Source organism: Phytohabitans sp. LZ39 (assembly GCF_059359075.1).
This window is the reverse complement of record NZ_JCADBM010000004.1, coordinates 208,103-230,467: the sequence shown is the minus strand read 5'-3', so window position 1 is coordinate 230,467 and position 22,365 is coordinate 208,103. Positions and strand designations below refer to the sequence as shown.

Below are 22,365 nucleotides of genomic sequence, written 5' to 3'. Positions count from 1 at the left end.
AGCAGTCTAGGCGGCTGCGATGATCTCTTGGGCCGTTTGCGCGGCGCGCTCGATCGGGATCGCGAAGCCGATGCCGATGTTGCCGTTGCCGTCGATGGTGGCGATCGCGGTGTTCACGCCGACGACCTGGCCCTTCGCGTTGACCAGCGGGCCGCCGGAGTTACCGGGGTTGATGGAGGCGTCGGTCTGCACCGCGGACTGCCTCCCCGCGTCACCCATCCGCACCTGGCGGTCGACCGCGCTCACGATGCCGGCCGTGACGCTGCCGGAGAGGCCGAGCGGCGAACCGACCGCGAGCACCGGCTCGCCCACCTTGAGGTCGGTGCTGCGGCCCAGCGACAGCGGGCGCAGCGTTTCCGCGCCGTCGGTGACCCGCAGCACCGCGATGTCGGTGCGGGCGACCCGGCCGACGAGCCGCGCCGTGTGCTCCTCGCCGTCCTGCCCGACCACGGTGATCCGGCCGCCGGACTCCACGACGTGGTTGTTGGTCATGATGTGGCCCTGGTCGTCGATGACAAAACCGGAGCCGGACGACGCCTCGTCGTCGCCCACCACCTCGATCGACACGACGCCGGGCAGCGCCTCCTCGGCGGCGCCGACCAGCACCTCCGGCACCGCGGTGTCGGCGGTGAGGCGGGGCGTCTGCTGGACGTTGGCCCAGAGGGACGCGTACCAGCCGGCGGCTCCGCCCGAGGCGGCCGAGAACGCGGCGATCAGCAGGCCGGCGAGCAGCAGCCGGCCCGGCCCGCGACGGCGGGACCGCTCCTGCGGTGGCTCGTCCCAGACCGTGCCCGGTGGCAGGTCGGCGCGGTGCCGGGGGTACGTGCGCGGCCCCGGCCACGGCTCCTGGTGCGGGCCGGGCGAGTATCCCGGGCCGGGCGAGTATCCCGGGCCAGGCGCGTATCCCGGGCCGGGCGAGGACCCCGGGCCGGGCGGGTAGTAAGGGCCGCCGCGGGGGTCGTCGTAGCCCAGCATCGCCGTCATGTCCGGAAATACGGACGGCGGGCGCGAGCGGCTGAACGGAAACGAGAAATTTTCCTGACGCTGATCATCTGTATTGCCCCGCGGTACGTGTACACCGGCACAGCGTTTGAAGGTCGTTGGGGGACCGATGAACGAGCGTGGGCTCATCTACGTGTTCGATGGCTACTGTGCGTGGTCGTACGGCTTCGCCCAGACCATGGTGGACGTCGCCGCCGCCCATCCCGAAACCCGCGTGGAGGTCCTCTGCGGAGGGCTGTACGTGGGGTCGGCGCGGGTGCCGATCCGCCAGCTGGGCGACGTGCGCGCCACCAACCGGCGGATCGCGGAGCTGACCGGCGCCTGGTTCGGCGACGGGTACGAGCGGCTGACCGCGGACGGTTCGTTCGTGATGAACTCCACCGCGGCCGCGCGGGGCTTCGCGGCGCTGCGCCGGGCGGCGCCCGAGCGGGCGGTGGAGCTGGCCGCGGCGATGCAGGAGGCGTTCTTCGTCGACGGGCGCAGCCTCGCCGAGCCGGAGACGCACCGGCGGATCGCCCAGGAGTACGGGCTGGACGCGGCCGCGGTGGTGGCCGGCTTCGACCACCCGTGGTCGCTGCGGGCCGCGGAGGCCGACTTCGCCCGGGTACGTCGCCTGAACGTGGTCGCCTTTCCGACACTATTGGTCGACACCGGTGACTGCCCGGCGGCGATCATGACCGGTTCGGGCACCGCGCACCAGGTCGAAGACCGCCTATCTGTGCTGCTGGGAGGGGTCGGACGGCATGCCGCGCGGGAGTGAGTGGCGTTTGGTGCGCTTGTGACCGTTGGGACGCAAGTTGCAGGATAATTATGGACAGGTGCCGTCCAATAAACTAGCTTGCCCTGTGGACGGCGACGGTCACCGTGTGGGGACGGGGACGGCCGCGATCCGGCGAGGTGGTGTCCATGGGGAGGCACGCGCGGCTCGAGGTGGTGGTCGACACCGCCACGGTCGCCGCGGCGCGCGACGGTGACAAGAGGTCGCTCGACGACCTCGTCACCGAGCATCTGCCGTTGGTGTACAACATCGTCGGCCGGGCGCTCGACGGGCATGCCGACGTGGACGACGTCGTGCAGGAGACCATGCTGCGCGTCGTCCGCAAGCTCAAGGGCCTGCGCGACAGCAGCCGCTTCCGGGCCTGGCTCGTCGCGATCGCGATGCAGCAGGTACGGGCCCGGGCGCGGGCGCGCAAGGAGATGCTCGCCCGCGGCACCGACCTGGACGAGGCCGGCCAGCTCGCCGACCCCGCCGCCGACTTCGTCGACGCGACGATCACCGAGCTGGGGCTGACCGGGCAGCGCAAGGAGGTCGCCGAGGCCACCCGGTGGCTCGACGTGGGCGACCGGCGGCTGCTCGCGCTGTGGTGGCAGGAGGCCGCCGGCGAGCTGACCCGCGACCAGCTCGCCGCCGCGCTCGGCCTCACCGGCCCGCACGCGGCGGTGCGGGTGCAGCGGATGAAGACCCAGCTCCAGGGCGCCCGCGCGGTAGTCCGGGCGCTGTGGTCCGACCGCCACTGCACCGAGCTCATCGACATGCTCGAAGGCTGGGACGCCAAGCCCAGTCCACTGTGGCGCAAACGGCTGATCCGCCACACCAAGGGCTGCGCGGAGTGCGGGCGCCACTGGGCCGACCAGGTGCCGGCCGAGCGGCTGCTCGCCGGTGTGGCGCTGCTGCCGGTACCCCTGGAACTCGTGGCCCGGCTCGGCGGACCGCACGGTGTGGTGGTCACCCAGGCCACCGCGGACGTCTCGGCCCACACCGACCCGGACGCGCCCGGCGCCCTCGAGCGCTGGCTGGACCAGGCCCGGGAGACCATCTCCGCGCGCCCCGGCGTCCGCGGCGGGCTGCTGGCCGGCGCGGTGGTCCTGGCCGTCGGCATCGTGTACCTGATCGTGCCGCACGGACCCTCCGCGCCGGACGAGGTGGCCGCGCCGCCGCCCGCGACCGCCCCGGCGGTGGCACCGTCGCCGAGCCCGTGGGAGCTGAAGCCGGGGGAGCGGGGGAAGGTCGCCGAGGAGCGGGCGCCCGTGCCGGCGAAGATCGCGCCCAAGCCCGGATACGGGAGCAATGTGGACGCTCCCGACCCGGCGCCGCCGGCCGACCGCGCGCCCGGCCCGCTGCCGCGCCGCCCCGAGGGTGGCAAGGTGGCCCCGGTGGGCGGCACCTTCGACCGCTTCGACCGGAGTGACAAGGTGGCCCTGCGGCAGCGCGGGCACCGGGTCACGCTGGAGGGCGAGGGCTACTTCGCGGTGCGCTGGTCCGTGGCGTACTACAACTGCGGCGGCCAGATCGCGATGCCCACCTGGACCGGCCTGTCCGGCAAGCTCTTCCACGCCGGCTCCGGCGGCGGGCTGCGGCTCGACGACCGGATGCCGGGGCCGTACCCGGGCGCGACCTGGATGGGCCACCCCGACCGCAACCCCGCGCGGGTGCCGCCGGGCGCGCAGCAGATGTGGCTGGTCGAGTACTACTACCTCGACGGCGCGGTCACGCTGCACCACAACGAGGTCCCCCAGGCCTCGGCCGACTACGACCTCGCGGTCGGGCCGACCAGCTGGAACGACGTGAACGCCGACCTGTCCCGCGGACCGAGCCAGGGCGGGTGGGGCCCGCTGCGCTACGGCAAGGTGCGCGACACGGGCTCGGACCGGGCCCCCATCCCGCAGTACCTGACCAGGCGAAACCCGGCCGATCCAAGCGGCGTGGCCCAGCGGTCGGTGGTCTAGCGCATGGGTGGTCTAGCGAACGGTGGTCTGGTGGCCTGGGGTGTGGCCGCCGCGGAGGCCGACGAGCACCATGTCGACGAGGCGGTCGACGTACTCCTCGGTGCGGGCGGTCACGTCTTCGCCCGGGGCGGGCGGCGCCATCGAGACCTGCACGGTGGCGACGCCGAACATCGTGCCCAGCACCAGCGCGGGCTCGGTGCCCTCGGGCAGCTCGCCCCGGTCGACCGCCGCGGCGATCATCGCCTCCACCGTGCGCACGCTGCCGAACAGGTAGAAGTCGCGCAGGTCGGCGAAGAGGTCGGGGTAGGTGCGGGCGTCCAGCCAGAGCCGCATGATCGCCAGGCCGGCCCACCCCCAGTACATGTGGAACACGTACCGCGCCATGGTCTTGAGGTCGGCGCGCAGGTCGCCGGTGTGGGTCCAGCCCTGGAACGGCTCCAGCCGGGCGCGCATCGCCGCGAGCAGCAGCTCCCGCTTGTCGCGCCACCGCAGGTAGACCGAGGCCTTTCCGACGCCGGAACGGCGGGCCACCTCGTCCAGCGTGAAGCCCGCCCAGCCCTTTTCGGCGAACACCAGGACGACGACGCTGTAGACCCGCGTCTCCATATCGGGGTCCCGGGGACGGCCACGCCGCCGTAACGCACCCGAATCCTCCACCGCGCGAGCGTACCGGGCGGCCGTCACGCGTTCGTTACCGGCTCTGGGTCCGGAGTGCACTGTGGGTGCCAGGTCACCGCGGGTATCTGGTAGAACCTCGTCGATACGGGCCGCGATCATCCGTCGATGGGATCCCCTCCTAAGTGAAACCCATGATGCCTGTGTGACGTGAGCTGGGTAAAGTGCCGATTGAGGGTTACCGCGCGTGGTCCCTCCCGGGTGACGGGCGCGGCCCAGCGCGGTTGCGGAGCGTGGCGGCAACATGACGTTATGGCACAGATCGGTCTGAATAGGCTCAGTCTGGTGCAAGGGACGTTTTAACCTTCCTTTCCGGGGCGAACTCTCCCTACCGTGTCTGTGGGCGACACGGAGGGAGGACGGCCATGCGGCGCAACATCGACTGGGGCTGAGCCTCTCCCGGGGTGTCGATCTCACTCTCCGCTGCGGTAACCTGACCGGATGTCAATCGGTCGATGGAAACCCTCCACAGTGGAAGGGACAGGTCGGCGTGCGGAAGGGTGAGACCGGGCAGCTACGGCTGTTGACCGGTCTCGTCCTGTTTCTGGCCGCCGGCTGCGTGGCCTGGGCCATCGCCCATCTGACCGTCCCACCGCCGGCGGAGGTCATCTACCTCGTCGTCGCGGTGAGCCTCGCCGGTGTGGGCGTCGCCTGCTCGGCACCGGTCCGCATCCGCACGCAGATCCGGTTCAGCGCCTCCTCGGCGTTCCTGCTCGTGCTGGTGCTCGGGCTGCCGCCCGCGTGGGCGATCGTCTGCACGGCCGCCGGCGTCACCGCCGCCCGGCTCGTGGTCCGCCACAACGGCGCCTCCGCGCACAAGGCCCTGCACAACAGCGGCAAGGACATCCTCGCCGCCACCGCGGCGACATACGCGGTGTGGCTGGCCGGCGTCCGCCCCTCCCTGGAGGGCGACCTGCTCACCCAGCCGTGGAGCGTCTACCCGCCGGCCCTGCTGCTCGCCGCGGTCGCGCTGATCGCGGTCGAGGAGATCATCATGCTGGCCACGCTGGTGCTCGCCACCGGCCGGCCCTGGGCGCAGATCTTCCGCACCGACCTCGACGTGCGGCTCGCGCTCAACGTCGCCTCCGTCCTGCTGGCCGGCGCCGCCCTCGCGCTCGTCGGGCTCGACCCCGGGCTGCTGATCGCCATCCCGCCGGCCCAGCTCGTCGTCTACCTCGTCTACATGCACCGGCTGCACCTGCGCGCCGAGCGCACCACCTGGGAGCAGCTCGCCGCCGCCACCGACGCGCTCAACGGCGTCGACCTCGACGGGGTGCTGCGCACCGCGGCGCGCGGGGCGGTCGCGGTCTTCGGCGCCCGCCAGGCCCAGGTCGAGCTCTGGGACGTCGAGCCGTGCCGGCTGGTCCGCGCCGACGCCGACGGCGTGCTCTACGACGGGCCGTCCAGCGCGGCGCCCCCGCCGGCCACGCTGACCGCCAGCCGCCTCCTCGGCGGCCGCGACGGCAGCGCGATCGGCGTGCTGCGGCTCGCCCTGCCACCGACCACCGGTGGCATCCAGGGGCGGGAGGAGAGCACGCTGCGCGCGTTCGGCGCGTCGCTCACCACCGCGATCCTCAACGCCCGCGCCTACGCCGAGCTGCACCAGCAGTCCGAGCGGCACGCCGACGACGCGCGCCGCGACCCGCTCACCGGCCTCGCCAACAGGCGTGCCCTGCTCGACCTCCTCGGCACCGCGCAGGAGCGCCCGGGCAGCGGCACCCGCGCGCTGGCGCTCGTCGACCTCAACAGGTTCAAGGAGGTCAACGACACGCTCGGCCACGCCTTCGGCGACCAGCTGCTGGTCGACCTCGGCGGCCGGCTCGAGGCGGCCGCGAAAGACAACGGCGCGGTGGTGGCCCGGCTGGGCGGCGACGAGTTCGCGATCCTGCTCGACAACCTGCCCGCCCCGGCCACCGCGATCCACCGCGCCCGCCGCATCCTCGACTGCCTCCGCGAGCCGGTCGCGCTGGCCGGCATGCAGGTCACGGTGCAGGCCAGCGCGGGCATCGCGCTCGCCGGCCCCGGCGTGAGCGCGGGCGAGCTGCTGCGCCGCGCCGACGTCGCGATGTACCAGGCCAAGCGCGCCGGTGTGTCCATCGTGGACTACCAGCATGGCCGCGACACCGCCGACCACCGCCAGCTCTCGCTCGGCGGCGAGCTGGCCCGCGCGGTGGCCGAGGGCGAGTTCACCGTCCGCTTCCAGCCGATCGTCGACCTCGGCAGCGGCGAGGCGGTCGCGGCCGAGGCGCTCACCCGCTGGGCCCACCCCCGCCACGGCGTGCTGCTGCCCAAGCAGTGGCTGCCCATCGTCGAGCGCTCCGACCTGCTCGGCGCGTTCACCGCCCGGGTGCTGCGCCAGGCGCTCCTCGGCCTCCGCGAGTGGCGGTCCGCCGGCTTCGACCTGGCCGTCGCGCTCAACGTGTCGCCGCACAGCCTGCTCGACCCCGCGTTCCCCGGGCTTGTCCTCGACGAGCTGCGCGCCCACCACCTCGACCCCGGCTCGCTGGTGCTGGAGCTGGCCGAGACCGCCTCGGTGGGCCAGCTCCAGGCGGTCGAGCGCGTGCTGACCGGCCTGCGCAACGCGGGCGTGCGTCTCGCGCTCGACGACTTCGGCACCGGCCACTCGACGCTCTCCGTCGTCTCCGAGATCCCGGTGCACGAGCTGAAGATCGACCGCACCTTCGTCGCCGCGATGCGCACCTCCGCCCAGGCCGCCGCCGCGGTCCGCTCCACTGTGGAGCTGGGCCGCTCGCTCGGCCTGACCGTGGTCGCGGAGGGCGTCGAGACCGCCGACCAGCGCCAAGCCCTGTGGGAGCTGGGCTGCACGGCCGGCCAGGGCCACCTGTTCGGCCGCGCGATGAAGGCCGGCGAGCTTTTGGAGGCGCTGCGCGACGGCGTAGACGGCGCCCGCGGCTCCCTAGCCACAAGCCTCCACCAGGGCGCCACAGTCATCGCCCTCCGAAACCGCCCACCCGCCTGACCGACTTCTTGATCGTTAGCCCGGAAACCGGAGTCTTCCCGGCGTGTCGCACAGGTTGCGGGCTACCGATCATGCGGCGCCACGGCGGCGGTGAGGACGTCCAGGACCTCCCGCCGCACCACATCCGTCTCAAAGAACAATCGTCGGTGGGTAAAGCGGACCACCTGAATCCCGTGCGCTGCCAACTGGGCGTCTCGCCGCAGATCCGCCTCCCGCTGGTCGGGGGATCCGTGCGAAGCAACGCCATCCAACTCGAAGTCAACCCGCTCCTCGGGCGCCCACACGTCGAGGTAGAACGTCCGCCCACCGAGGCGCACCCGCACTTGACGCTCGAACGGCGGCATGCCGGGTCCCGCGAACACATGGTCGTGACCCCAGATTTCGAGGGCGCTGTGGCAACCCGCGGCGAGGCGGTCCAGCAATACGCGCATCGTGGCTCGGTCGGTGAGTCGGGGCGCGGTTTCCAGCGCCGCCAAGACTCGCTCCGGCGTGGTGAGGCGGCCACTGACGGCCGTGATCACGGGAGCCGGTCGCTGGTCGGGTGATAGGAGCGGCCACGCATCGACGAGCGTGGTCTCCAGACGGGTGACCGGCAGGCTGCGGCGGACGACCACGTCCGGTGCCTCGATCCGCAGGCCTCGGCGTTGGTGAACCACTACCAGCTGGCGAAAGCGCAGCCGCACCCCGAAAGGGACACTGACGTGGACCGGTTCGTCACGATCGGCGGGCCGCAGCCCCCACACGTCCAAGGCGGTCGTATGGCTGATCGCCGCGCGCCCGCCGGCATAGCGCACGGCTGCCTGCCGGAGCACCGCGGGCTCGCCGGCCACAGTGCCGTCCACGTAGACACCCGGAAGGAGCCGGCGCACGTCGCCGACCCGGCACGCCCACTCCAGCACCCAGGTCGGCACCACGCGGCACACCTCGTCGCGCGTCGCGACGCCGCCATTGCGGTCGAGCAGGGCCCGCAGTTCCGGGTTCATTCGGCGACTGTCGCCGACGAGGCTCGCCTGAGCAACCGGCCAGGATCGATCTGTGGATAACCTCAGTGGCCGCGGAAGGCCTCCTCCAGCCACCAGGACGGCTCGGTCGAGACGACTTTGGCGTCCACGACCATCGGGCGGGTGCGGTCGCCGGCCAGCCACGCGTGGACGCCGCGCAGGTCGGCCTCGGTGCGGACGGTCAGGGCCTCGCAGCCGAAGCCGCGCGCGGTCGCGGCCAGGTCCGTGTCCGGGAAGGTGACCGTGTCGAGCGGGTGGCGGTGCGGGCCGAAGTGGTGGACCTCGGCGCCGTACGCGGCGTCGTCGTAGACCACCGCCAGCAGTGGCAGGCCCAGGCGGACGGCGGTGGTGAGCTCGGCGACCGACATCAGGAAGCCGCCGTCGCCCAGCGCGGCCACCGTCAGGCGGTCGGGGCGGGCGACCGCGGCGCCCAGGGCAGAGGCGAGGCCCAGGCCGATCGACTGGAACGCCTGGGTGAAGCAGAAGCCGGCGGCGTCCGGCACCGACATGTACATCGCCGGGTAGCCCATGAAGTTGCCCGAGTCGACGACGACCGTCCGTTCGCGGGGGAGGAGGTCGTCCAGCGCGATGCTCAGCGTTCGCGGGTCGATACGGCCGTCCGCGGTGGTGTCTTCGAACGGCACGTCGCGCCAGCGGCCCTCGGCCGCGATCCTTGCTCGTAGCGCGGGCGTGCGCCAGCCGGCGTGGTGGCCGAGCGCGTCGGCGCAGGTACGGGCCACCTCGACCACGTCGCCGGTCACGGGCACGTCGACCGCGCGGTGCCGGCCGAGCGCGGCCGGGTCCGTGTCGACCTGGGCGACGGTGGCGCCGGGCGGGATCAGACGGCCGTGCCGGGTGGTCCACATGTTGAGGGTGCTGCCCCAGGCGACGACGAGGTCGGCGCCGGCGATGAGCTCGGCGGCGAGCGGGGTGGCGAAGCCGCCGGACACGTCGAGGTACCACGGGTCGCCGGCGAACAGGCCGCGGGCGGCGGCGGAGACGGCGAGAAGGGCGCCGCGGCGGGCGGCGAGCTCGGCGATCGCGGTGCGGGCGGCCGCGCCCCGGCGGGCGGCGCCGCGGCCGGCGATGAAGACCGGCCACCGGGCCGCCGCGAGAGCGTCCACAAGGGACCCGACACCCGGCGCGTCCGGCGAAACCGGCGGCACGCCAGCGGAAACGGTGCCGGCCGGAAGATTCCGCGCATCCGGCGGCACGCCGGCGGAAACGGTGCCGGCCGGTAGATCCCGCGAAACCGGTGGCACGCCGGCGGAAACGGGGCCGGCCGGTAGGCCCTGCACGTCCAGCGGCAACCCCAACACCACCGTCTGACCGGCCGCACAGGCCCACGCCACATCTGTGTACACAGTGGATGGTGTCACCCGCCGGAAGGTGGCGCCCACCGACGCGGCCAGGGACGGCAGGTCGATGTGGAAGTTGGAGTGTGGGTTCGTCGCCTCCGGGGCGAGCACGACCAGCGGGGTGCGGCTCTTGGCCGCCTCGGCGACGCCGGTCAGCGCGTTGGTCACGCCGGGGCCCTGGTGCACGGACAGCACGGCGAGGCGGCCGGAGACGCGGGCGTACCCGTCGGCCATGCTCGCCGCGCCGCCCTCGTGGGCCGCGGGGTGGAAGCGGGCTCCGGCCGCGACGAGCGCGTTCGTCACGTGGAAGTTGCCGCTGCCCACCACGCCGAACACGTCCCGCACGCCCCGCTCGGCCAGGGCGTGGCCGACCGCCTCCGCTACGTTCACCGCTCGACGAGCGCGAGCACGCGGCAGGGGCTGCCGGAGCCGTCCACGATCGGCAGCGGGCCGGTCACCAGCACCGCGCCGGTGGGTGGCAGCTGGGCGAGGTTGCGCAGCTGGGTGAGGCCGTACTTGCCGGCGCCCAGCAGGTACGAGTGGCAGGGGAACGGCGGGTCGAACGAGTGGGACGCGCCCGCGTCCGTGCCGACCGTCTCCACGCCCACACCCCGCACCGGCGCCTCCTCGGCCAGCCACTTCGCGCAGGCCACCGACATGCCGGGGGTGCGGCCGGCGTTGAGGTACGCCGCGTCGTCGTCGGCGCGGGCGTCCCACCCGGTGCGGACGAGCAGCCACCCGCCGGCCGGGAGCGGGCCGTGCTCCTCCTGCCACGCCTCGATGTCGGCGACCTCCAGCAGCGCGTCGGGGTTGCCGGCGACCCGGGCGGTGAAGTCGAGCACCACGGCCGGCGCCACGAGGTCGCCGGCCGGCACGCGGGAGACGTCGGGCAGGTCGCGGCCGGTCACCCAGTGGATCGGCGCGTCGAAGTGGGTGCCGGTGTGCTCACCGCTGGTGAAGTTGTTCCAGTACCAGGCGGGGCCGGCGTCGTCGTACCGGCTGATCTGGGCGAGCCCGAAGCGGCTGGTCTGCCCGAACTGCTCGGGCAGCGCGATGATCGGGGTCCGCGAGGACAGGGGAGCGGTGAGGTCGACCACCTCGATCGTGCCGGAGTCGAGGGCGGCCACGAGGTCCGCGAGCAGCGTCATGGGAGGACGGTAGAGTCACCGGCCCGCCCGGACAAGTTGTGCGCAATTGAATTGCGCGCTACGGTGAGGGACGTGGACGAGGAGTTGTTGCTGCGGCACCAGGTGTGCTTCGCGCTGCACAACGCGGCCCGCGCGGCCAACGCGCTCTACCGTCCGCTGCTCGACCCGCTCGGCCTCACATACCCGCAATATCTGGTCCTGTTGCTGCTCTGGGAGCGCGACGGGCGCACGGTGGGTGAGCTGGGCGCGGCCCTCGACCTCGACAGCGGCACGCTGTCGCCGCTGCTGAAGCGCCTCGAAGGCGCGGGCCTGGTCACCCGCGAGCGGTCCGCCGGCGACGAGCGCGTCGTCGAGGTCCACCTGACCCCGGGTGGTACGGCGCTGCGGCGCCGCGCCCGGAAGATACCCGCGACGCTGGCGGCGGCCACCGGGCTGTCCGTGGCCGAGCTGTCCACATTGCACAGCACGCTGACCCGGCTGGCCGGGTCACTGCGCGAAAGCGCGACACCGACGAAGGGATGATGCCGCATGCGCGTGCTCTACACCGCCGAGGCCCTCGCGACGGGCGATGGACGCAGCGGACATGTCCGAGCCTCCGACGGCCTGTTCGAGGCGGATCTGGCCGTGCCCAAGGCGATGGGCGGCCCGGGCGGGGCGACCAACCCGGAGCAGCTGTTCGCGGCGGGCTACGCGGCCTGCTTCCACTCCGCGCTCAAGGGCGTCGCCAAGCGCGCCAAGGTGGACGCCACCGGCTCGGCGGTGACCGCCCGCGTGGGCATCGGCCCCAACGACGCCGGCGGGTTCGGCCTCGCGGTCACGCTCGAGGTCACGCTGCCCGGCGTCGCCCGCGAGCTGGCCGAAGACCTCGTCGGCAAGGCACACCAGGTCTGCCCGTACTCCAACGCCACCCGCGGCAACGTCGACGTCGACCTGGTGGTGGCCGAGTGAAGGCGCGCGAGATCCACCTCGCCTCCCGCCCGAGCGGCTGGCCCGAGCCGGACAACTTCCGTCTCGTCGAGGTGCCCGTGCCGGCGCTGGAGCCCGGCCAGGTGCTGGTGCGCAACGAGGTGATGTCCGTCGACCCCTACATGCGCGGCCGGATGAACGACGTGAAGTCCTACGTCCCGCCCTTCCAGCTCGACGCCCCGCTCGACGGCGCCGCGGTCGGCGAGGTGATCGCCTCCGAGTCACCCGACCGCGCGGTCGGCGACGTCGTGGTGCACAACTCCGGCTGGCGCGACCTCGCCGTCCTCCCCGCCGCCCGCACGCGCGTGCTCGACACGAAGGCCGCGCCGGCGACCGCGTACCTGGGGCCGCTGGGTGGGCCGGGCCTCACCGCGTACGTCGGGCTGGTCGAGATCGCGCCGATGAAGGAGGGCGAGACCGTCTTCGTCTCCGGCGCGGCCGGCGCGGTCGGCAGCCTCGCCGGCCAGATCGCCAAGCTCCGCGGCGCCGCCCGCGTGGTCGGCAGCGCCGGCTCACCGTCCAAAGTAGAGTACGTGCGCGGGCTCGGCTTCGACGCCGCCTTCGACTACCACGACAGCCCGGTCCGCGAGCGGCTGCGCGAGGCCGCGCCCGACGGCATCGACGTCTACTTCGACAACGTGGGCGGCGAGCACCTGGAGGCCGCGATCAGTGCGCTGCACACCCACGGCCGGGTGGCGCTGTGCGGGGCGATCGCCCAGTACAACGCGACCGAGCCGACACCCGCGCCGCGCAACCTCGCGCTCGCGATCGGCAAGCAGCTGACACTGCGCGGCTTCATCGTCACGTCGTACGGCCACCTGGCGCCCGCCTTCTACGCCGAGATGGCGCAGTGGCTGCGCGAGGGCCGCATCCGCTACGACGAGACCATAGTGGACGGTCTGGAAAACGCGCCGGACGCCTTCCTCGGCCTGCTGCGCGGCACCAACCTCGGCAAGATGCTCGTCCGCGTCTAGAGCCCTTTCGGGGTGAGGTTCGCCGCTCGTCGTGGCGTTTCTTCGAGGCATATTTCGCCCATGTCCGCGTCAGTGGCGGACCGTATGCACGGGGTCCCCGGGGAAACGTGGAGCGCGGCGGAGCGTTTTCTTGGGGTGCTTTCCCGCGGGCACCGTTCCCGGCCGGCGGCTCGCGCGAGCTCAATCCGCTCCCGCCGGTTGCGTGGGTGAGTGCGACCAGCGGCGGACGGGTGAGGCCGCGGGAGCAACGGTGCGGCTGTCGGGGCACCGGTCACCCGGCCACGGTTGATCGCGCTCACCACGCGTGGCGGTAGGCCTCGCGAGGTCCACAGCGGACATGTCGCGCGGGTGTATCACTTCTTGTGACCATGCGACCGCGTAGCGACAATGGCGGGATGGTGCTGCTGGATCTGCAAGGCATGGCTACCGGGCGCGTCGCGGTGCGGTTCGAGAGCAATCTCAGCATGTCGTGCACGCCGGAGAGCAATGTCAGCCAGGTGATGTGCGACGACGATCCCGACTACAGCGGCGTCAGCGTCGCGCTCTGCGTGCGCTGACGCGCCGCCGCCGGCGGCCGTGGGTCGGTGTCACCGCCTCCGGCGCGGCGCCATCCCGTCGCCGGCGCCGCCCGGCCGCGGGTCGGGTCAGTCGCAGGCCTTGCCGTTGACGGCGCACGCCGTCGGGTGGCGGTCGCGGCCCCACTGGTCGAAGTGCATCCGCAGCGCGAGCTTGCCCTGGGCCGCCACCGGGACGCTGCCGGTGAAGATGTACGCCTCGCCGAGGCGGCTGAGCGCGGGCTGGGGCACGCCGTCGACCCAGAAGGTGTTGAGCCGGCCGACGCCGGGCGGAAACTGCACGCGCACCGTCCAGTCGCGCGGGTTGCCTGACGGGTTGGTGACCATGACCTCGCCGATGAAGCCGCCCTGCCACGCGTCGACGACCGCGTAGCGGCCGGTCACCGGTGGCGGCGGCGGGGGAGCGGGCGGCGTGGTGCGGGGGCTGGCCGTGGTGCGCTTGGGCGTCGGCGAGAGGCGCGGCAACGGCGAGGCGGTGCGCGTCGGTGACGAGGCGCGGGTGGCGACGCCGGGCGTGTAGTCGGCGACCGGCGGCGTCCAGGCGTAGTCGATGGAGGCGCGTGGTGCCGGCCCGGCGCCGGTGCCGCGGGTGACCGCCACCGCCGCGATGATGATCAGCGCCACCGAGACGCCGAGCGCGGTCGGTGCCCAGAGCAGCAGCACCTCGGACGGGGTGGGACGGCGCAGGCGCCGGCCGGTGGTGGTCGCGGCGCGGCGGCGGCCGGGTGCGCCCGCTGGGCTCGCGGAGCGAGGGCCGGGGGGATCCGGGCGGCTGCGCACTCACTCTCCCTGCGTGGGCGGCACGGCGGTGGTCGCCCGAGTGGGGGCCGGGCGGGTGGTCCGGCGGTGCCGCCGGCGCGCCACAGCGTATCCCGATCATCCGCGAGCGGAAATCCCCCTCGGTTGACATGATTCATGGACATCGATACGCTCGTACCTGGAAAGCGTTTTCCTGTCCTCCGGGCTACCGCTTCGCCGCGCCCGCCGGTGCCGATCTGCCTCGCGCCGGCCGTGCACGGCGCACCGTCCCATGGGAGGTTTCCTCATGACGCTCCACCGCACCGACCACACCGAACGCCCGCGCTCGCGCCGCTGGCGCGGACCGGCGATCGGCGCCGCCGCACTGGCACTCGCCGCGGCCGGCGCCCTGGTCGCGATGCCGGAGGCGTCCGCCGCCACGTTCAACATGCAGGGCTGGGCCACGCAGGGCGGCGGCACGAGCGGCGGCGGCAGCGCCTCGCCGGTGACCGTCACCACCTCGTCCGACCTGATCAGCAACATGCAGGCCAGCGGCGCCCGGGTCATCCGGGTCTCCGGCACGATCTCGATCAGCGGCATGCAGAAGGTGGCGGCGAACAAGACCATCATCGGCGTGGGCAGCGGCGCCACCATCACCGGCGGCGGGCTCAACGTGGCCAGCGTCAGCAACGTCATCATCCGGAACATCAACTTCCGGAACTGGGGTGACGACGCGATCAACGTGCAGTACTCCACCCGCGTGTGGATCGACCACAACAGCTTCAGCAACGGCAGCGACGGCGCCGTCGACATCAAGCGCGCGTCCGACTACGTCACGGTGTCGTGGAACCGCTTCTTCAGCCACGACAAGTCGATGCTGCTCGGCCACTCCGACAGCAACGGCGGCGAGGACCGGGGCAAGCTGCGGGTGACGTACAACAACAACTACTTCGACGGCAGCAACCAGCGCCACCCCCGGGTCCGCTTCGGCAACCCGGTGCACGTGTTCAACAACTACTACCGCAACGTCGGCAGCTACGGCGTCGCCTCCACCTGCGAGGCCGGCGTCCTCGTCGAGGGCAACTACTTCGAGAACGTCGAGGACCCGTTCCACCGCGGTGAGGGCAGCTCGCCGGCCGGCTCGCTGGTCGCGCGCAACAACCACTTCGTCAACTCGGGCTCGGGTGACCAGGGCGGCAGCGTCCGGAGCATCCCGTACTCGTACCAGATGGACAGCGCGAGCAGCGTCAAGGCGTCGGTGACGAGCGGCGCCGGCACCGGCAAGATCTGAGGTCTCGCCCGGACGCCACCCGCTCTCAGCAGGTGGCGTCCGGGTCGAGCCGGGCGAGGACGGCCGCGCTGATCTCGTCGAGCTGGGTGATCTGCTCCGGGGTGAGCGCGTCGAAGACCACCGACCGCACCTTCTCCACGTGGCCGGGCGCGGTCTCCACCACCTTCTGGTATCCCTCGTCGGTGAGCACCGCCACGTAGCCGCGGCCGTCTTCGGGCGTGCGCTCGCGGCGCACCCACCCGCGCTCCTCCAGCCGCCCGACGAGGTGGGAGAGGCGGGACTGGGAGCCGTTGGCGAGCGCGGCCAGCTCGCTCATGCGGAGCGAACGGCTGGGCGCCTCGGAGAGCATGGCCATCACCCAGTAGCCGAAGTGTGTGATCTGCGCGTCCTGCTGGAGCTGGGTGTCGAGCGTGCCGGGCAGCTGCATCACCACGGCCGCGAACCGCCGCCAGGCACGCTGCTGCTCGGCCGTCAGCCAGCGCGTCTCCTCCACGGTCGAATTTTACCGGCGCGCCCCGCTCCCAAGTGGGCAGCCCTTTACCCGCCTCGATGGGTAAAGGGCTGCCCTCTTGGTAGCGGGGCGTCGTAGCCTGCGTGGCATGCACGTGGCGTTGCGGGACGCGACGGCGGCCGACGGCGACTTCTGCTGGGCGCTGCGCCTGGTCTCGCTCCGGCCCTACGTCGAGGCGACGTGGGGCTGGGACGAGGAGGTGCAGCGCGGCTTCCACGAGCGGGGCTTCGACCCGACAAAAACAAAGATCATCCTGGTGAACGGGCGGGAAGCCGGCCGCCTCGACGTCGACCGCCGCCCGGACGGGATCTTTCTCGGGCTGATCGAGCTGCTCCCGGTGTACCAGGGAAGGGGTGTGGGTGGGCGGCTGCTGCGCGAGCTGATCGCGGAGGCCGCCGAGCGCGGGCAGGCGATCTCGCTCGAGGTGCTCGTGGTCAACACCCGCGCGCACGCCCTATACACCCGCCTCGGATTCCGCGAGACCGGCCGCGACGCGCTGAAGGTGCGAATGCGTATCGATACTTATGGTTAGTTTGGGTCTATCGTGAGCGGATGGATGCGCGTAACCGCCCACCATTCCGCGCCGACCACGTCGGCAGCCTGTTGCGACCCGCCGCGCTGCTGCGCGCACGGGAGGACCGCGCCGCCGGCCGTATCACCGCCGACGAGCTCCGCGCGGTCGAGGACGACGCGATCACCGAGGTCGTCCGCATGCAGGAGGAGGTCGGCCTGCGCTCGGCCACCGATGGCGAGTTTCGCCGGACCTCCTGGCACATGGACTTCATCTACCAGCTCGGCGGCATCGACCCGGCCGACGAGAAGCTGACCGTGCGGTTCTTCAACGACGAGGGGACGCTCGAGTTCAGCTCGGCGGCCCTGCGCGTGCACGACCGCGTCTCGCTCGCCCAGCCCATCTTCACGGACGCCTTCACCTACCTCCAGTCGCAGGTCAAGACCAACATCCCCAAGCTCACCATCCCCTCGCCCAGCATGGTCCACTACCGCGGCGGCCGGGCGGCGATCGACACCGCGGTCTACCCGGACCTCGACCAGTTCTGGGACGACCTCTCCGCCGCGTACGCCGAGGAGGTGCGCCAGCTCGGCCTGCTCGGCTGCACCTACCTCCAGCTCGACGACACGAGCCTGGCCTACCTCAACGACCCGCGGCAGCGCGAGCTCGTCGCGGCGCACGGCGGCGACCCGATGCACCAGCACGAGCGGTACATCCGGCAGATCAACGCCGCGCTCGCCGGCCGCCCGCCCGAGATGGCCGTGACCACCCACATGTGCCGGGGCAACTTCCGCTCCTCGTGGGCCGCCGAGGGCGGATACGACTTCGTCGCCGAGGCCCTCTTCAACCAGCTCGACGTCGACGGCTTCTTCCTGGAGTACGACGACGCCCGCTCCGGCGGCTTCGGCCCGCTGCGCTTCGTGCCGCCCGGCAAGATGGTCGTGCTCGGGCTGGTCACCACCAAGCGCGGCGAGCTGGAGAGCAAAGACGACCTCAAGCGCCGCATCGACGAGGCGGCCCGGTACGTGCCGCTGGAGCAGCTGTGCCTGTCACCCCAGTGCGGCTTCTCGTCCACAGTGGAGGGCAACACGCTCACGTACGACGAGCAGGTCGCCAAGCTGCGCCTCGTGGTGGAGACCGCGACAGAGGTCTGGGGGTGAGTCGTCATGCGCCGGCTCTCGTTCGTCGTCGTGTGCGTGCTGCTCTTCGGCTGCGGCGGTTCGCCGGAGGAGTCTCCGGCCCCGGGTCCGGACAAGGTTAACGTCGGCGTCATCGCCATCCTCGACGTGGCACCCATCTACCTCGGCAAGGAGAAAGGCTTCTTCGCCAACCGCGACATCGACCTCACCCTCACCCCCGCCCAGGGCGGCGCGGCGATCGTGCCCGCGGTGGTGAGCGGCCAGTACCAGTTCGGCTTCAGCAACGTGGTGAGCCTGCTGCTCGCCCAGTCGCAGCGCCTGCCGCTCAAGGTGGTGAGCAACGGCAACAACTCCACCGGTGAGGACGGCAAGGACTTCGGCAGCGTGCTGGTACGCGCCGACAGCCCCATCCGCACCGCCGCCGACCTCGCCGGCCGCAACATCGCCGTCAACACGCTCCGCAACATCGTCGACACCACCGTCCGCGCGTCGGTCCGCGAGGCCGGCGCCGACGCGTCCTCGCTGCGCTTCACCGAGCTGCCCTTCCCCGACATGCCCGCGGCGCTCCAGGGCGGCAAGGTGGACGCGGCCTTCATGGTCGAGCCCTTCCAGTCCGCCGCCCGCGCCCAGGGCGCCCGCTCGGTGGCGTCGAGCTACGTGGACGCCGCGCCCAACCTGACGGTCGCGGTCTACTTCACCTCGACCGCCCTGATCGACAGCGACCCCGACCTGGTCCGCCGCTTTTCCGAGGCGATGCGCGAGTCGCTGGCCTACGCCGACGCCAACCCGGACGAGGCGAGGCGCGTCATCGGCACCTACACGAAGATCACGCCCGAGGTGATCGCCCAGGTCACGCTCCCGAAGTGGCCCCCGGAGGTCAACCGCGCCTCGGTGCAGACCCTGGCCGACCTGGCCCTACAAGACGGCCTCCTGGAGTCACCCGCCGACGTGAACGCCCTACTCCCGTAAGCCCATCATGATCGTTAGCCCGATACGGCCGCTCCGACCGGCGAGTCACGCCCTTTTCGGGCTAACGATCATGAGCCATCCCGGCCAGTGGGCCGAATCGCCCGCTTACCGGGACGCGGTGTGCGCTGGCCCGCGACCGCATGCCCACCGCAACCACCCACCAACAACGTGAAACAAGGCCGGGCGGCCCCGTCCGGAGCCCGAGGCCCCGCCGGAGGCGGGGTAACCGCAACCAAAGGGGCCCCGCCAGCGCGGCGGGGCCCCCAAGAAACCGATCAGCTGGCCGTACAGGTAGGAGTCGGGTTGGTGTTGGTGCCGTTCCAGGTGCCGATGAAGCCGAACGCGGTGGTGGCCCCCGCGCCCAGATTGCCGTTGTAGGTCATGTTGCGGGCGGTCACGCTCGATCCGCTCGACGTCACCTGCGCGTTCCAGGCCTGGTTGACGGTCTGTCCGGACGGGAAGGTCCAGGTGACCGTCCACCCGCTGATCGCGGAGCTGCCGGCGGTCACGCGCACCTCGCCCTGGAAGCCGCCGCCCCACTGGTTGGCCACCGCGTACGTGACCGAGCAACTGCGCCCCCCGGGCGGGGGCGAGGTGGTCGGTGCGGTCGTCGGCGGCGTCGTCGGCGTGGTGGTCGGCGGGCGGCTGGTCGTGGGCGCCGTGGTCGGGTTGCCGCCGAACCAGCTCAGCTCCCGCGAGGTCTGCCGGATGCCGTTGGCGCCGTTGATGATCCGGGTGCCCCACGACGTCAGCTGGGCGGGGTTGAAGTTGGTGACCATGTCGAGGTATTCGACGCCGCCGCCGTTGCCGCTCCAGCTCCAGCCGATGTACCCGATGCCGTTGGCCTGGGTGTACGACATGATGGTGTCTTCGTCGGGGTTGCCGTCAGAGTGGTTGTGGCCAAACTCGCCGACCACGATCGGCAGCCCCGCGGTGCGGAAGCGGCCCAGGTAGTCGGTGATCTCCGCGGCGGTGTCGAAGACGCCGTACATGTGCACGGAGAAGACGGTGTTGCGCTGCGGGTCGCTGTTGAAGACCGTCTGCGCGTTGTCGCGCATGATGAAGCGCCAGTCCTGGCCCCAGTTGGGCGCGTCCACCATGATGAGGTGCTCGAAGCCGGCGTTGCGCAGCCGGCCGATCGCGTTGGACGTGGCGGTGGGCCAGGTGGCACTGACCTGCTCGTTGTTGCCGAACGGCTCGTTGCCGATGTTGATGATGACGAAGTTCTCGGTGCCGGCGAGCGCGCTGCGCTGGCTGATCCAGTAGCTGGCCGCCTGGTCGAGCGTGGCCGCCGCGCCCTCCTCGCCGTACCCGGTGGTGTCGTGCACCTCGAGCACGCAGAGCAGGCGGTTGGTGCGGCACAGGTTGACGACCGTGGGCAGGTCGTTGCTCGGGCCCCAGCGCTGGCCGCTGCCGAGCACCACGCGCACGGTGTTGGCGCCGGTCGCCTTGATGTTGGCGAACGAGCTCGTCTGGCCGGTGTACCAGACGTGCGGGTGGCTGACGCCGCGCATCACGACGTTGGTGCCGTTGGCCTCGACGACTCGGCCGCCGCTGACCCGGAGGCCCACGGCGGCGTCGGCCGGCTTGACGAAGAAGAGGACCGACGCGAGCAGGGCGAGGGCCGCCGCGCCGACGATCGCGATTTTGCGTTTCATGGATCACCTCGTAAAGGAGCCCAAAGGGCATCGGACGGGGGCTGTGCCCGAAGCCCCACGCAAAGACCACCCGGCTCCCTGGGTGACGGCATCAGCGTAGATGAATGGAGTACTCAAATCAACCGGTTAAGTTGCGGCCGGAGGGAGGTCAGGCGGGGTGTGCCGCGCACCCCCCAAAGGTGAGGTGGATATAGTGCAACGGCTGCAAGGGGGGAGCGGAGGGAGGCTCGGTGTCGCATCAGGGCGCCCAGGCTTCCCGGGTCCTCACGATTCCCAACGCGATCAGCTTCGTGCGGCTGCTCGGCGTGCCGCTGTTCCTCTATCTTCTGCTGGGCCCGCGCTCCGACGTCGCCGCGGTGGTCGTCCTCGCCATCGGCGGCACCACCGACTGGGTCGACGGATACGTGGCCCGCCGCCTCCAGCAGGTCAGCCGCCTGGGCGAGCTGCTCGACCCGGCCGTCGACCGCCTGTACATCCTCGCCACGCTCGTCGCGTTCACCGTGCGCGAGGTGGTGCCGTGGCAGTTCACCGCCGCGCTGCTGGCCCGCGAGCTTGTGCTGGTGGCGAGCCTGGCGGTGCTCCGGCGCCACGGGTACGGTCCGCCGCCCGTGCACTACGTGGGCAAGACGGCCACGTTCATCATCCTGGCCGCCTTCCCGGTGCTGCTGCTCGCGCACGCCTCCGACGGCGCGGCGCCGGTGGCCTTCCCGATCGGCTGGGGGCTGGCCTGGTGGGGGCTGGTCCTCTACTGGGTGGCCGCGGCGCTCTACGTCGTGCAGACCGCCCAGCTCGTGCGCGCCCGGGCGGTACAGCGGTGAGCGAGCGAGTTGGCGCGGCGGCGTCTGGACTGAGCTGGCCCGTCGACGAAGTCGGGGTTTCGGGCCGGCGAGGGAAGACGTCGCCTTCAGCGCCGCACGAGCGAGCGAACCCGGAGGCTCGGTGAGCGACAACGACAAGACCCGGGTGTACGCGCCGGACTTCCTCACCGAGCTGTTCCGCAACCCGCTCGACCAGGGGTACGCGGACGCCGCCAAGCGCAAGGCCATCGCCGGCGAGCCGCGCGGCTGGCGGGCGACCGGCGTGCGGGTGGTGAGCGCGCTGACGCTGGTGGCGGTCGGGTTCCTGCTGGTGGTGGCGTACAGGCAGACGGTGGCCGACGAGCCCTCCCGCAGCCAGGCGCGGGCCGGCCTGGTCGACCAGATCGGGCAGCGCCAGGACGCCACCGACGCGCTCCAGCGCGAGGCCGACCAGCTGCGCGACGAGGTGGCCCGCCAGCGCGACGCGGTGCTCGACGACCGTGACGCGGCCCGGCTGCGCGACCAGGAGGCGGCCGCCGGGCTGGCGCGCGTGCGCGGCGACGGCGTGGAGGTGCGGCTCGACGACGCGCCGGACGCCGTCGACGCGGTCACCGGCGCCGGCAAACCCGACCTGGGCCGGGTGCTCGACCGCGACCTCCAGGAGATCGCCAACGCGCTGTGGAGCGCCGGCGCCGAGGCCATCTCGATCAACGACCAGCGGCTCACCGCCACCTCGACGATCCGGGCGGCCGGCTCGGCCATCCTGGTCGACTTCCGGCCGGTCAAGCGCCCGTACGTGGTGCGCGCGATCGGCCCGGACGACCTCGACGACGACTTCAAGGACAGCGACACGGCGCGGCTCTTCCGGGCGCTGGTCGAGGACGAGGGCATGTCCTTTTCGGTCCGGCAGGTCGACAACCTCACCCTGCCGGCCGCGTCCGACCCGCACCTGCGCTACGCGACGCCGTCGCCCACCGCCACGCCCACCCCTCGCGCCACGGAAGGCGGAAAATGATCGCGGTACTCGCCCTGGCCGTCGGCGTCGTGCTCGGTGTCCTGCTGGACCCGACCGTGCCGGCGGCGCTCCAGCCGTACCTGCCGATCGCGGTGGTGGCCGCGCTCGACGCCGTGTTCGGTGGCGTCCGCGCCCGGCTCGACGGGATCTTCGACGACAAGCAGTTCGTGATCTCCTTCATCTCGAACGTGCTGGTCGCCGCGCTTATCGTGTACCTGGGCGACCAGCTCGGCGTGGGCGGGCAGCTCTCCACCGGCGTGGTGGTCGTGCTGGGCGTGCGGATCTTCGGCAACGTGGCGGCCATCCGCCGGCGGCTCTTCAAGGCGTAAT

The 22,365-nt window shown here is 72.2% G+C and carries 22 protein-coding genes; 14 read left to right on the top strand and 8 right to left on the bottom strand.

Annotation, left to right across the window (positions count from 1 at the left end; genetic code table 11):
• Window positions 1-6 precede the first annotated feature (6 nt).
• Window positions 7-984: a S1C family serine protease gene (locus AC5L36_RS10090; RefSeq protein ID WP_441214685.1), complete on the bottom strand. Its 978-nt coding sequence runs from the start codon at window positions 982-984 to the stop codon at window positions 7-9.
• A 127-nt stretch (window positions 985-1,111) separates the two neighbouring features.
• Between AC5L36_RS10090 and AC5L36_RS10085 the strand changes: the two genes are divergently transcribed.
• Both AC5L36_RS10085 and AC5L36_RS10080 read left to right on the top strand, forming a co-directional pair.
• Window positions 1,112-1,762: a DsbA family protein gene (locus tag AC5L36_RS10085; protein WP_441214684.1), complete on the top strand. Its 651-nt coding sequence runs from the start codon at window positions 1,112-1,114 to the stop codon at window positions 1,760-1,762.
• A 146-nt stretch (window positions 1,763-1,908) separates the two neighbouring features.
• Complete coding sequence (locus AC5L36_RS10080) at window positions 1,909-3,729, top strand: RNA polymerase sigma factor (protein WP_441214683.1); 1,821 nt, start codon at window positions 1,909-1,911, stop codon at window positions 3,727-3,729.
• A 12-nt stretch (window positions 3,730-3,741) separates the two neighbouring features.
• Here AC5L36_RS10080 and AC5L36_RS10075 read toward each other — a convergent pair whose 3' ends face one another.
• Window positions 3,742-4,335 (bottom strand): TetR/AcrR family transcriptional regulator, encoded by a 594-nt coding sequence (locus AC5L36_RS10075; protein ID WP_441214682.1) that lies wholly within the window; start codon window positions 4,333-4,335, stop codon window positions 3,742-3,744.
• Window positions 4,336-4,894: 559 nt separating this feature from the next.
• Between AC5L36_RS10075 and AC5L36_RS10070 the strand changes: the two genes are divergently transcribed.
• Window positions 4,895-7,384 (top strand): putative bifunctional diguanylate cyclase/phosphodiesterase, encoded by a 2,490-nt coding sequence (locus AC5L36_RS10070; RefSeq protein ID WP_441214681.1) that lies wholly within the window; start codon window positions 4,895-4,897, stop codon window positions 7,382-7,384.
• A 62-nt stretch (window positions 7,385-7,446) separates the two neighbouring features.
• On the opposite strand, the gene AC5L36_RS10065 is transcribed toward AC5L36_RS10070, so the two are convergent.
• From AC5L36_RS10065 to AC5L36_RS10055, 3 genes are all read right to left on the bottom strand, one after another.
• Entirely contained in the window at window positions 7,447-8,367 is a 921-nt protein-coding gene (locus AC5L36_RS10065) for a DUF559 domain-containing protein (RefSeq protein WP_441214680.1), read from the bottom strand.
• A 62-nt stretch (window positions 8,368-8,429) separates the two neighbouring features.
• On the bottom strand, window positions 8,430-10,133 hold the full coding sequence (locus tag AC5L36_RS10060; protein ID WP_441214679.1) for a thiamine pyrophosphate-binding protein: 1,704 nt from the start codon (window positions 10,131-10,133) through the stop codon (window positions 8,430-8,432).
• A complete protein-coding gene (locus tag AC5L36_RS10055) occupies window positions 10,130-10,891 on the bottom strand; it encodes a cyclase family protein (RefSeq protein ID WP_441214678.1) in 762 nt (253 codons plus the stop codon). Before AC5L36_RS10055 ends, AC5L36_RS10060 begins: the two co-directional genes overlap by 4 nt.
• A 72-nt stretch (window positions 10,892-10,963) precedes the next feature.
• Between AC5L36_RS10055 and AC5L36_RS10050 the strand changes: the two genes are divergently transcribed.
• From AC5L36_RS10050 to AC5L36_RS10035, 4 genes are all read left to right on the top strand, one after another.
• Window positions 10,964-11,413, top strand: coding sequence for a MarR family winged helix-turn-helix transcriptional regulator (locus AC5L36_RS10050; protein WP_441214677.1), 450 nt, complete (start codon window positions 10,964-10,966; stop codon window positions 11,411-11,413).
• A gap of 6 nt (window positions 11,414-11,419) precedes the next feature.
• The gene (locus tag AC5L36_RS10045) at window positions 11,420-11,839 is read left to right on the top strand and encodes an organic hydroperoxide resistance protein (protein WP_441214676.1); all 420 of its coding nucleotides are present in this window, start codon (window positions 11,420-11,422) and stop codon (window positions 11,837-11,839) included.
• Window positions 11,836-12,831: an NADP-dependent oxidoreductase gene (locus AC5L36_RS10040; protein ID WP_441214675.1), complete on the top strand. Its 996-nt coding sequence runs from the start codon at window positions 11,836-11,838 to the stop codon at window positions 12,829-12,831. Before AC5L36_RS10045 ends, AC5L36_RS10040 begins: the two co-directional genes overlap by 4 nt.
• A gap of 395 nt (window positions 12,832-13,226) precedes the next feature.
• Window positions 13,227-13,388, top strand: a complete 162-nt coding sequence (locus AC5L36_RS10035; RefSeq protein ID WP_441214674.1) for a hypothetical protein — start codon at window positions 13,227-13,229, stop codon at window positions 13,386-13,388.
• A gap of 87 nt (window positions 13,389-13,475) precedes the next feature.
• On the opposite strand, the gene AC5L36_RS10030 is transcribed toward AC5L36_RS10035, so the two are convergent.
• Complete coding sequence (locus AC5L36_RS10030; RefSeq protein ID WP_441214673.1) at window positions 13,476-14,186, bottom strand: cellulose binding domain-containing protein; 711 nt, start codon at window positions 14,184-14,186, stop codon at window positions 13,476-13,478.
• 265 nt (window positions 14,187-14,451) lie between these two features.
• Between AC5L36_RS10030 and AC5L36_RS10025 the strand changes: the two genes are divergently transcribed.
• The gene (locus AC5L36_RS10025; RefSeq protein WP_441214672.1) at window positions 14,452-15,435 is read left to right on the top strand and encodes a pectate lyase family protein; all 984 of its coding nucleotides are present in this window, start codon (window positions 14,452-14,454) and stop codon (window positions 15,433-15,435) included.
• Between the two features lie 25 nt (window positions 15,436-15,460).
• Here AC5L36_RS10025 and AC5L36_RS10020 read toward each other — a convergent pair whose 3' ends face one another.
• On the bottom strand, window positions 15,461-15,928 hold the full coding sequence (locus AC5L36_RS10020; protein ID WP_441214671.1) for a MarR family winged helix-turn-helix transcriptional regulator: 468 nt from the start codon (window positions 15,926-15,928) through the stop codon (window positions 15,461-15,463).
• Window positions 15,929-16,034: 106 nt separating this feature from the next.
• Here AC5L36_RS10020 and AC5L36_RS10015 point away from each other — a divergent pair, with 106 nt between their 5' ends.
• The 3 genes from AC5L36_RS10015 to AC5L36_RS10005 are packed head-to-tail and all read left to right on the top strand — an operon-like array spanning window position 16,035 to window position 18,565.
• Window positions 16,035-16,478, top strand: coding sequence for a GNAT family N-acetyltransferase (locus AC5L36_RS10015; protein ID WP_441214670.1), 444 nt, complete (start codon window positions 16,035-16,037; stop codon window positions 16,476-16,478).
• Window positions 16,479-16,498: 20 nt separating this feature from the next.
• Window positions 16,499-17,617: a 5-methyltetrahydropteroyltriglutamate--homocysteine S-methyltransferase gene (locus AC5L36_RS10010; protein ID WP_441214669.1), complete on the top strand. Its 1,119-nt coding sequence runs from the start codon at window positions 16,499-16,501 to the stop codon at window positions 17,615-17,617.
• Between the two features lie 6 nt (window positions 17,618-17,623).
• Window positions 17,624-18,565: an ABC transporter substrate-binding protein gene (locus AC5L36_RS10005; protein WP_441214668.1), complete on the top strand. Its 942-nt coding sequence runs from the start codon at window positions 17,624-17,626 to the stop codon at window positions 18,563-18,565.
• 275 nt (window positions 18,566-18,840) lie between these two features.
• On the opposite strand, the gene AC5L36_RS10000 is transcribed toward AC5L36_RS10005, so the two are convergent.
• Entirely contained in the window at window positions 18,841-20,223 is a 1,383-nt protein-coding gene (locus AC5L36_RS10000; RefSeq protein ID WP_441214667.1) for a cellulase family glycosylhydrolase, read from the bottom strand.
• Between the two features lie 230 nt (window positions 20,224-20,453).
• Between AC5L36_RS10000 and clsA the strand changes: the two genes are divergently transcribed.
• The 3 genes from clsA (at window position 20,454) to AC5L36_RS09985 (ending at window position 22,364) form a co-directional block, all read left to right on the top strand.
• Window positions 20,454-21,041, top strand: coding sequence for a cardiolipin synthase ClsA (gene clsA, locus AC5L36_RS09995; RefSeq protein WP_441214666.1), 588 nt, complete (start codon window positions 20,454-20,456; stop codon window positions 21,039-21,041).
• A gap of 121 nt (window positions 21,042-21,162) precedes the next feature.
• A complete protein-coding gene (locus tag AC5L36_RS09990) occupies window positions 21,163-22,035 on the top strand; it encodes a DUF881 domain-containing protein (RefSeq protein ID WP_441214665.1) in 873 nt (290 codons plus the stop codon).
• Window positions 22,032-22,364, top strand: coding sequence for a small basic family protein (locus AC5L36_RS09985; protein WP_308715871.1), 333 nt, complete (start codon window positions 22,032-22,034; stop codon window positions 22,362-22,364). Before AC5L36_RS09990 ends, AC5L36_RS09985 begins: the two co-directional genes overlap by 4 nt.
• The last annotated feature ends 1 nt before the right edge of the window (window position 22,365 follow it).

What these genes read in the sequence shown, in the direction of transcription:
- AC5L36_RS10085 (WP_441214684.1), top strand. Translation starts at nt 1,112, where the DNA reads ATGAACGAGCGTGGGCTCATCTACGTGTTCGATGGCTACTGTGCGTGG.
- AC5L36_RS10090 (WP_441214685.1), bottom strand. Translation starts at nt 984, where the DNA reads ATGACGGCGATGCTGGGCTACGACGACCCCCGCGGCGGCCCTTACTAC.
- AC5L36_RS10055 (WP_441214678.1), bottom strand. Translation starts at nt 10,891, where the DNA reads ATGACGCTGCTCGCGGACCTCGTGGCCGCCCTCGACTCCGGCACGATC.
- AC5L36_RS10080 (WP_441214683.1), top strand. Translation starts at nt 1,909, where the DNA reads ATGGGGAGGCACGCGCGGCTCGAGGTGGTGGTCGACACCGCCACGGTC.
- AC5L36_RS10010 (WP_441214669.1), top strand. Translation starts at nt 16,499, where the DNA reads ATGGATGCGCGTAACCGCCCACCATTCCGCGCCGACCACGTCGGCAGC.
- AC5L36_RS10065 (WP_441214680.1), bottom strand. Translation starts at nt 8,367, where the DNA reads ATGAACCCGGAACTGCGGGCCCTGCTCGACCGCAATGGCGGCGTCGCG.
- AC5L36_RS10035 (WP_441214674.1), top strand. Translation starts at nt 13,227, where the DNA reads ATGGTGCTGCTGGATCTGCAAGGCATGGCTACCGGGCGCGTCGCGGTG.
- AC5L36_RS09985 (WP_308715871.1), top strand. Translation starts at nt 22,032, where the DNA reads ATGATCGCGGTACTCGCCCTGGCCGTCGGCGTCGTGCTCGGTGTCCTG.
- AC5L36_RS10075 (WP_441214682.1), bottom strand. Translation starts at nt 4,335, where the DNA reads ATGGAGACGCGGGTCTACAGCGTCGTCGTCCTGGTGTTCGCCGAAAAG.
- AC5L36_RS10005 (WP_441214668.1), top strand. Translation starts at nt 17,624, where the DNA reads ATGCGCCGGCTCTCGTTCGTCGTCGTGTGCGTGCTGCTCTTCGGCTGC.
- AC5L36_RS10025 (WP_441214672.1), top strand. Translation starts at nt 14,452, where the DNA reads ATGACGCTCCACCGCACCGACCACACCGAACGCCCGCGCTCGCGCCGC.
- AC5L36_RS10015 (WP_441214670.1), top strand. Translation starts at nt 16,035, where the DNA reads ATGCACGTGGCGTTGCGGGACGCGACGGCGGCCGACGGCGACTTCTGC.
- AC5L36_RS10000 (WP_441214667.1), bottom strand. Translation starts at nt 20,223, where the DNA reads ATGAAACGCAAAATCGCGATCGTCGGCGCGGCGGCCCTCGCCCTGCTC.
- AC5L36_RS10045 (WP_441214676.1), top strand. Translation starts at nt 11,420, where the DNA reads ATGCGCGTGCTCTACACCGCCGAGGCCCTCGCGACGGGCGATGGACGC.